An 8,140-nucleotide genomic window follows, 5' to 3' on the forward strand; every position below is an offset into this window, starting at 1 on the left:
TAATTAACTAATTAAGCCTTTTCTCAATTAAGGAGGTAGTTTTATGGATAATAGCAATGATAATAATAAGAAAAAGAAAAAAAAGAAAGGTTCCACTGGAAATATCGTATTTAAATCTATAAAGATATTTTTAGTTATATTTTTAATGTTATCTGTTATAGCAGGAGGCATATTAATTGGTGCAGTTCTATCTATTTTAAAGGATGTTCCTAATATAGATCCTTCAAAGGTCAATTCTTCTCTAGATTTAACGTCAACTATATACGATGCTGACGGAGAACTTATTGAAAAAATTCAGGCACCAGAGTTTAGGACTATGGTAAAATTAAATCAAATGCCAAAGCATCTTAGAGATGCATATATTGCTATAGAAGATGAAAGATTTGAAAAACATATTGGAGTAGACCCTAAGGGTATAGTTTCTGCTGCAATAGACAATATAAAGGCTGGCTCTGCTGTGAGAGGAGCCAGTACAATAACCCAGCAATTAGCAAGAAATGTCTATTTAAACAGAGAAAAGAGTTGGGATAGAAAGATTAAAGAGGCTTATTTGGCCATCCAAATAGAAAAAACCCTTACAAAGGATCAAGTACTAGAGGCTTATTTAAATAGGGTTAATCTAGGTCAAGGTGCATATGGTGTACAAGAAGCAGCACAAACTTATTTTTCAAAAAATGTAGAAGACCTTACTCTTGCAGAATCTGCATTGTTTGCGGGTATAGTCAAATCACCTACTAAATACGCACCTTATCATACTGTAAGTCCTGAAAACTTCAACGCTGAAAAACATTATGAGGTTGGACGTTTAGAAATTTTAGGTGAAAAATATATAGCAGTATATAATGAAGAGGCTGTAAAAAGACAAAAGATTATATTAAAAAAGATGTTAGAATTAGGCAAAATAACAAAGTCACAATATCAAGAGGCAATTAATGAAAATATTAAAGAAAATTTAAAACCTGGACAAAAGAAACTTGAAGGTATCTCTTCTTATTTTACAGACTATGTTAAAACCCAAGCAGTTAAAGCATTAATGGAAAGACTTGGTTATACAAAGGAACAAGCACAAGACGAGTTATTCACAGGTGGATTGAAGATATATTCTACTATGGATGTAAAACTTCAAAGAGAATTGGAAAATGTATATAATAATTTTACTGAAATTCTAGTAAGTAATTCATCAAAAATAAAAGGGCCTATATTAGTAGACTGGAGATTAAATAAATCCAAAGATGTTATTGACGAAAAAGGAAATATTATTTACTATAATCAAAATAATCTCTTTAATGATAATTTTGAGTTGATATTAGAAAAAGGCACTTACGAATTTAAAGATAACAATTTATTTATTAAAAATAAAAAACTTATGCCATATAAAAAACATATAGATGTTGGTGACTATTATACAATAGATGATAGAAAAAATTTAGTAAGTCATAGTGTTGGTTCAATAGTAATACCAGAAGAAAATTATAATATCCTTGATAATAAAGAAATTAAAATAAGTAGTGATTATCTAGATAAAAATAAAGATTTTTATAGAGTTGACGAAAAGGGAAATCTATTAGTCAGCGAAAAATATTTCTTTAGATCTAAGGACGGTGTTGTACAACCTCAATCAGCTACTGTTATAATGGATTATAGGACAGGCCAAATTAAGGCTTTAGTAGGAGGTAGGGATATTGAAGGTGCTAGGATATTAAATAGAGCAACTGCATCTCGAAGGCAACCTGGTTCCGCTATGAAACCTATAGCTGCTTATTTACCAGCATTGGATAATGGATATACAGCTGCTACGCCAATAGATGATGTTCCATTTTATGTAAATGGAAAACTATGGCCAAAAAACTGGTATAGAGACAGATATAGAGGTATTCATACTCTAAGACGCTCAGTAGAACAATCTGTCAACGTAAATGCTGTTAAAGTTGTAGAATCCATTGGAATTCAAACATCTATGTCATATTTAGAAAAGTTAGGAATTATCAGCAAAACTGACCCTGAAAACGATAGCTTTGTTACAGCTAAGGAAAATAAGGCTAGTAACGATGAAAACTTATCAGCACTTGGACTAGGTGGTATGACAAAAGGTCTGACACCTTTAGAATTAACTGCTGCATACGGTGCTATAGCAAACAGTGGTATATATATAGAACCTAGAGCTTTCACTAAAATAGAAGATAAGAATGGTAATATATTAATTGATAATACTCCAAAAGAAACCATAGTAGTATCCCCTCAAGTAGCATATATAATGTCAGATATCTTGAGGACTACTGTATCAAATGGTATTGCAGGAAGAGCTAAAATTTCTAAGATGGCAGTAGCAGGTAAGACCGGTACAACAACAGATCAGGCGGATATTTGGTTTGTTGGATTTACGCCATACTATGTTTCTGCTACATGGATAGGAAATGACTCACCTAAGATTACTCTTACACAAAGTAGTGGTACAGCCGTACAATTATGGCAACATATAATGACTAGAATGCATGAAGGTTTAGAAAGTAAAACATCCTTCGATAAACCTAGTGGTATAGTATCTGTAAATATATGTACTCAGTCAGGAAAATTACCAACAGAACTTTGTACTCGTGACCCAAGGGGAAGTACAGTTAAATCTGAAATATTTGTAAAGGGAACAGAACCAAAAAGTCATTGTGATGTTCACGTAGAAGTCACCATAGATAGTACCAATGGAAAACTGGCTAATGAATATTGTCCAGAAGAAAATAAAGTTAAAAAGGTGTTTGTAGATCGTACACCACCTTATTTCCCATCAGAACACAATGGTATTACACCAACAGATTTTCAGTTTTCTGTTCCAAGAGAGTTCTGTACTGATCATAACCATAACACTGTAATACCCGAACCTATAGAAGATGATTTTAGTTCTCCTCCATATATATGGGAAGATGAAGATGAAAATGAAAATGAATATAATAACGAAAACTAAGGTTAATTCCTTAGTTTTTCGTTTTTGGATTAAAAACTAATGCCATTATATACCCAAATAAAATTGCAGCAGCCACTCCACCAGCAGTTGCTTGTAACCCTCCAGTAAAGGCACCTATTACTCCTTTAGTCTTAGCACCTTCGATTGCACCCTCTGCTAAAGCATTTCCAAACCCTACTATTGGAACTGTAGCACCTGCACCTGCGAACTTTACAAGGGGTTTATAAACTCCTATACCTCCTAAAATAACACCTGCCGTAAGAAAAGAAACCAATATATGGGCAGGAGTCCATTTAGTATTATCTAATATAACTTGACCTATTACACATATTAAGCCGCCAACTATAAAAGCTTTAATATATTCCATATAACCACCCCTAACTATTATTTATATCTATAGTAATTGCATGAGCTATTCCCGGAATCGATTCACCTTGTTGATTTATAATTGTTGAATGAAGTGCTCCCGTAGCCATTATCAATACTCTGTTAAATTTTCCTTTCATCATTTCCTTATATATATAACCATTTAATACAACTGCAGCACATCCACACCCAGAGCCTCCTGCATGAGTATCTTGAGCTTCCCCATCGAATATTTCCACACCACAATCTGTATACATACTGGATAAATCATATCCTTCTTTTTTCATTAAATCTAATACTATATTCTTTCCTACCTTCCCTAAATCTCCTGATATTATAAGATCATAGCTAGATGGAGAGTAACCAGTATCTTTAAAATGTGTAACTAGTGTATCAACAGCTGCTGGTGCCATAGCAGCCCCCATATTTGTAGCATCTTTAATACCCATATCTATAATTTTACCAGTAGTTGCATAAGTAATATATGGTCCATTTCCTTCTGATGAAAGTATAGTAGCTCCAGATCCAGTAACTGTCCATTGTGCTCCAAAATTTCTTTGAGAACCATATTCCAATGGAAATCTAAATTGTCTTTCAGCAGAACTGAAATGACTAGATGTAGCACATATTACTTTGTCTGCAAACCCACCATCTATAAGCATTGCACCTAAAGATAAAGACTGTGTCATAGTGGAACAAGCTCCATATAATCCATAATAAGGGATACTAAGTGCTCTAGCTGTATAAGTAGAAGAAATTATTTGATTTAATAAATCTCCAGATAATAAGTAGTCTATATCCTGATTAGTCAAATTTCCATTTGATAATGCTGCTTTTATAGTTTCTTCTTGTATTTTAGCTTCTGATTTTTCAAAGGATTCCTGTCCCCACATATCATCTTCTAAAATCATATCAAAATAATCTTTAAGTGGTCCTTCACCTTCCTTTGGTCCTACTATTGTATAGGTGCTTACTATTGAAGGTGGATTCCCAAATTTAACTGTTTGTGAACCAAACTTTTTTAATGCCATTAATTATCTCCCCTTCGTAAATAATAGATGTAATATGCCAACAATTACTGAGCTTCCTACTCCATACACTAATACAGGTCCTGCTATAGTAAACATTTTTGATGCTACACCAAAAATAAATCCTTCTGTTTTGAACTCCATTGCAGGTGATACTACAGCATTGGAAAACCCTGTAATAGGAACAGCAGCTCCTGCTCCACCTATCTTTCCAATTTCATCATATACTCCAAGTCCAGTGAGTAATGCTCCTAAAAACACTAAAATAATAGATGTGCCTGATGCAATAGCTTTCTCATCAAGACCATTTTTCATCATCCAAGTCCTTAAAAACTGTCCTATAGTACAAATTGCTCCACCTACTAAAAAAGCAAATATTATATTCTTTAGATAGGTAGGTTTGGGAACTTTCTTTTCGGAATACTTTTGATATTCTTTTTTATTCATATTCTCCATTTATTTCATCTCCTCTACTTAATTAAATATCCAAAAATATAATGAACCTGCCACTTTCCCAGCCATTAATGCCCATATAATATATCTTAAACTATCTTTTATCTTTAATTTTTTTGACATTGCTGGAATTACGTTTAATACTTCTGCTAAAGCAGATGACAATAAACCAATAAAAACTCCACATAAGAGCCCAATTAACGGAATTATAATTTTAGGCAGATTAATATGGAACTCTGAAAAATATATTATAACGAATAGAATAAAGGCTACGGATATGATCATTTGATAAAGTTTAATATATTTCCATGTATTACTTATTTGAACTAATCTTGGTACTATTTGAAGTATTGTAATAAAAGCAGCTGCAGCAGTACCAACTGCTAATCCACCTCCAAAACCAATTGTCATTAACAATAACTTTACTCCCATAGCACACCTCTTTTTATGATTTTTCATTTTTCTTAATATCATTTAATATATGTTTTTCCATGTCTTCATCATATAGAAACAACTCTATTTCCATAGGACCTGGTTCTTTTTTTCTTCTTTCACTAAAACTAAAAATTCTAGTAAAAAATGTTAATACTCCTACTCCGATTCCAATTGAATAGGGAATATTCATAATTAAAGGATTGCTTTTCTTCTCTCCAGTAAAGGTAAAATATAATTTCTCCATAGCTTTCTTAGCGTCAACATCTGCATGAAAATTTATTATAGCTATACTTGCTCCAAAAAATAAGATTATACATACTAGAAATACTTTTATAAATTCAAAAAACGGTCTTTCCTTCTGCCGTGATTTATACTCAATCAGCACTTCTACTTCCCCAAGTAAATCTAAATCAATATCTGGATATCTACTTAAAACTTTCTCTGATATCTCTATAGCTGTTATATAATCCCAATCTTCTTCCACATTCCTTTTTTTTACTCTAATATTTTCTATATTTTTTTTAATATCTGGTTTTGTACTATATACTTCTCCCAAATCCTTTACAAGTGCATCTTTATCTGGCTCAATGGAGGCCTTTTTATTGATTACTATATATACTTTTTCTTTATCCATAAATCATACTCCATTCTAGTATATTAATAACAAAATTCGCCTTCTTTGGCACTTCTTTATTTGCAACTTCTCCCTTATACCATAAAATCCCACCAGCAAGAACTAAGAAAATCGTCAACATAATAATTATCTTTTTATAATTTAATTTATATATCATATAATCACCTCATTCTAAGATTATTATCTACTATAATTATTTTTTAATACAAAAAAAGGCATATATTATGCCTTTGCTAAATTTTTCCTCATTTCTTCTATTATCTTTTTTTCTATTCTTGAAACTTGAACTTGGGATATACCTAATTCAGATGCTACCTCAGTTTGAGTTTTATCTTTAAAATATCTCAAGATAATAACTTGCCTATCTCTAGGTTTCAACTTTGCTAACATATCTTTTAATACTATATTATCAACGATATCCCTGTCATCTTCTGATTCATTACTAATTTTATCTATTAAATATAAGGGTGAACCATCATTTTGATGTACAACGTCATAAAGATATTCAGGATGATATGAAGCTTCTAGAGCCATTACTATATCTTCCTTGTCCATTTGAATTTCATCAGATATTTCTTGAATAGTAGGTTCTCTTCCAAGTTGCATAAAAAGCTTTTCCTCTGCTCCTTTAGCCTTTGATGCAGTCTGTTTTAATGATCTACTTACCTTAACCAATCCATCATCTCTTAAAAATCTTTTAATCTCACCTATTATCATTGGTACTGCATAAGTTGAAAATCTAACATCAAAAGAAGTATCAAATTTATCAATGGCTTTTAATAATCCTATACTACCTATTTGAAACAAATCATCTACTTCATAACCTCTATTCATAAAGCCCCTTAAAACCGATCTAATAAGCCCTAGATTAGAAGACACTAACATTTCTTTGGCTTCCATACTACCATCCTGTGCCTCCTTAATAAGTTCCATGGTCTTCTCATGGGATAACAAAGCCTTGTTTTCACTGCCTAAACTCATAATATCTACTCCTTATCTAAAAGGCTTTTAAATTTTTTTGTCATCTTTACTGTTGTACCTTTCCCCTTAATACTCTGTACTTCAAGGCTATCCATAAAAGTTTCCATAACTGTAAAACCCATACCAGATCTCTCCAAATTTGGTTTAGATGTATAAAATGGTTCACGAGCTTTATCTATATCAAGAATCCCCATACCTCTATCTTCTACAATTATCTCTATTTCATTTCCTTCAATTTTTGATTCAACTATTACTATTCCTTCCCCATATTCATATCCATGTATAATAGCATTGGTAACAGCCTCTGATACTGCCGTTTTAATATCTGATAATTCTTCTAATGTTGGATCCAACTGAGATGCAAATGCTGCTACTACTACCCTTGCAAAAGACTCATTATTAGATTTACTTAGGAACTCCAATTTCATATAATTTTTTTCCACCATTTTCATCTCCTTTATAAACTTTCATTTGCTGCTTCAATTGTTGGATATACATTTATTATTTTGAGTAATCCAGACATCCTAAGCATCTTATCTACATATGCATTATCACTTACTATAGCCATTAACCCCTTTTTTTCTATACAATTTTTATATCTTCCCATAATAAGTCCTATTCCTGAGCTATCCATAAAAGTTAACCCTCTTAAATCTAATATTATGTTTTTAAGTTTTGGATCAAAATATTGTTGATCTATTTTTTCCCTTACATTTTCCGTAGTATGATGATCTAACTCCCCCTTAAATTGTACCAATAAATTATTTTTGTGTTTTTCTACTGATAGATACAAAAAATCCCCTCCTTCTATTCCTTATACATATATATTCTATATAAAGATGTGTTTCTCCTTCAAAGAATATTGACTATTTTTGTTGTTAAATGAAAAAAAGAGTCTAAAATGATATGATACTTCCAAAGTAGACAGTCTAATTAATTAAAAATTAGATTATCTACTTGGAGGTATTTTTTTATGGGAAGAAAACCAAAGTACAGTAAAAAGGATGACCATATGTTCATTAATAAACTAAATCATAAGTCATTTTCAGAAGGATATATACATAGAATTATGAATATTTTAGGTATTACAGCTAGAATTAGAAGAAAAAAAGTTAATCGCATTAGAGTAAAGCCAGAGTATACAAAGGAGAATATATTAGCAAGAGATTTTACAGCTAAGGCTCCTAATGAGAAATGGCTTACAGATGTAACTGAATTTTCAATTCCTAGGGATAATAGAAAACTTTATTTAAGTCCAATTATGGATCTTTACGATAACAGTATTAT

At 31.6% G+C, this 8,140-nt stretch carries 10 protein-coding genes and 1 pseudogene; 2 read left to right on the forward strand and 9 right to left on the reverse strand.

What is annotated here, in order from left to right:
* The first annotated feature begins 43 nt into the window (after positions 1-43).
* Positions 44-2,956 carry a penicillin-binding protein 1A gene (locus BUB33_RS02650; protein WP_072972804.1) on the forward strand — a complete coding sequence of 971 codons (2,913 nt, stop codon included), beginning with the start codon at positions 44-46 and terminating at the stop codon, positions 2,954-2,956.
* A gap of 10 nt (positions 2,957-2,966) precedes the next feature.
* Here BUB33_RS02650 and spoVAE read toward each other — a convergent pair whose 3' ends face one another.
* From spoVAE to spoIIAA, 9 genes are all read right to left on the reverse strand, one after another.
* Positions 2,967-3,323: a stage V sporulation protein AE gene (gene spoVAE, locus BUB33_RS02655; protein WP_072972807.1), complete on the reverse strand. Its 357-nt coding sequence runs from the start codon at positions 3,321-3,323 to the stop codon at positions 2,967-2,969.
* Between the two features lie 10 nt (positions 3,324-3,333).
* Positions 3,334-4,353, reverse strand: coding sequence for a stage V sporulation protein AD (gene spoVAD, locus BUB33_RS02660; RefSeq protein WP_072972809.1), 1,020 nt, complete (start codon positions 4,351-4,353; stop codon positions 3,334-3,336).
* Between the two features lie 3 nt (positions 4,354-4,356).
* On the reverse strand, positions 4,357-4,806 hold the full coding sequence (spoVAC, locus tag BUB33_RS02665; RefSeq protein ID WP_072972811.1) for a stage V sporulation protein AC: 450 nt from the start codon (positions 4,804-4,806) through the stop codon (positions 4,357-4,359).
* A gap of 18 nt (positions 4,807-4,824) precedes the next feature.
* Positions 4,825-5,262: a stage V sporulation protein AB gene (locus BUB33_RS02670; protein ID WP_159429153.1), complete on the reverse strand. Its 438-nt coding sequence runs from the start codon at positions 5,260-5,262 to the stop codon at positions 4,825-4,827.
* Positions 5,249-5,872, reverse strand: a complete 624-nt coding sequence (locus tag BUB33_RS02675; RefSeq protein ID WP_072972816.1) for a stage V sporulation protein AA — start codon at positions 5,870-5,872, stop codon at positions 5,249-5,251. Before BUB33_RS02675 ends, BUB33_RS02670 begins: the two co-directional genes overlap by 14 nt.
* Positions 5,865-6,029, reverse strand: coding sequence for a hypothetical protein (locus BUB33_RS15965; protein WP_159429154.1), 165 nt, complete (start codon positions 6,027-6,029; stop codon positions 5,865-5,867). Before BUB33_RS15965 ends, BUB33_RS02675 begins: the two co-directional genes overlap by 8 nt.
* A 65-nt stretch (positions 6,030-6,094) precedes the next feature.
* Complete coding sequence (sigF, locus tag BUB33_RS02680; RefSeq protein ID WP_072972819.1) at positions 6,095-6,853, reverse strand: RNA polymerase sporulation sigma factor SigF; 759 nt, start codon at positions 6,851-6,853, stop codon at positions 6,095-6,097.
* A 5-nt stretch (positions 6,854-6,858) separates the two neighbouring features.
* A complete protein-coding gene (gene spoIIAB / locus BUB33_RS02685; protein WP_072972822.1) occupies positions 6,859-7,299 on the reverse strand; it encodes an anti-sigma F factor in 441 nt (146 codons plus the stop codon).
* Between the two features lie 11 nt (positions 7,300-7,310).
* Positions 7,311-7,646, reverse strand: a complete 336-nt coding sequence (spoIIAA, locus tag BUB33_RS02690) for an anti-sigma F factor antagonist (protein ID WP_072972825.1) — start codon at positions 7,644-7,646, stop codon at positions 7,311-7,313.
* A 180-nt stretch (positions 7,647-7,826) separates the two neighbouring features.
* Here spoIIAA and BUB33_RS02695 point away from each other — a divergent pair.
* Positions 7,827-8,140: pseudogene (locus BUB33_RS02695) on the forward strand (hypothetical protein); the annotation flags it as partial.

The organism is Tissierella praeacuta DSM 18095, assembly GCF_900128955.1.
In the GTDB taxonomy this organism is placed as follows: Bacteria; Bacillota; Clostridia; order Tissierellales; family Tissierellaceae; genus Tissierella; species Tissierella praeacuta.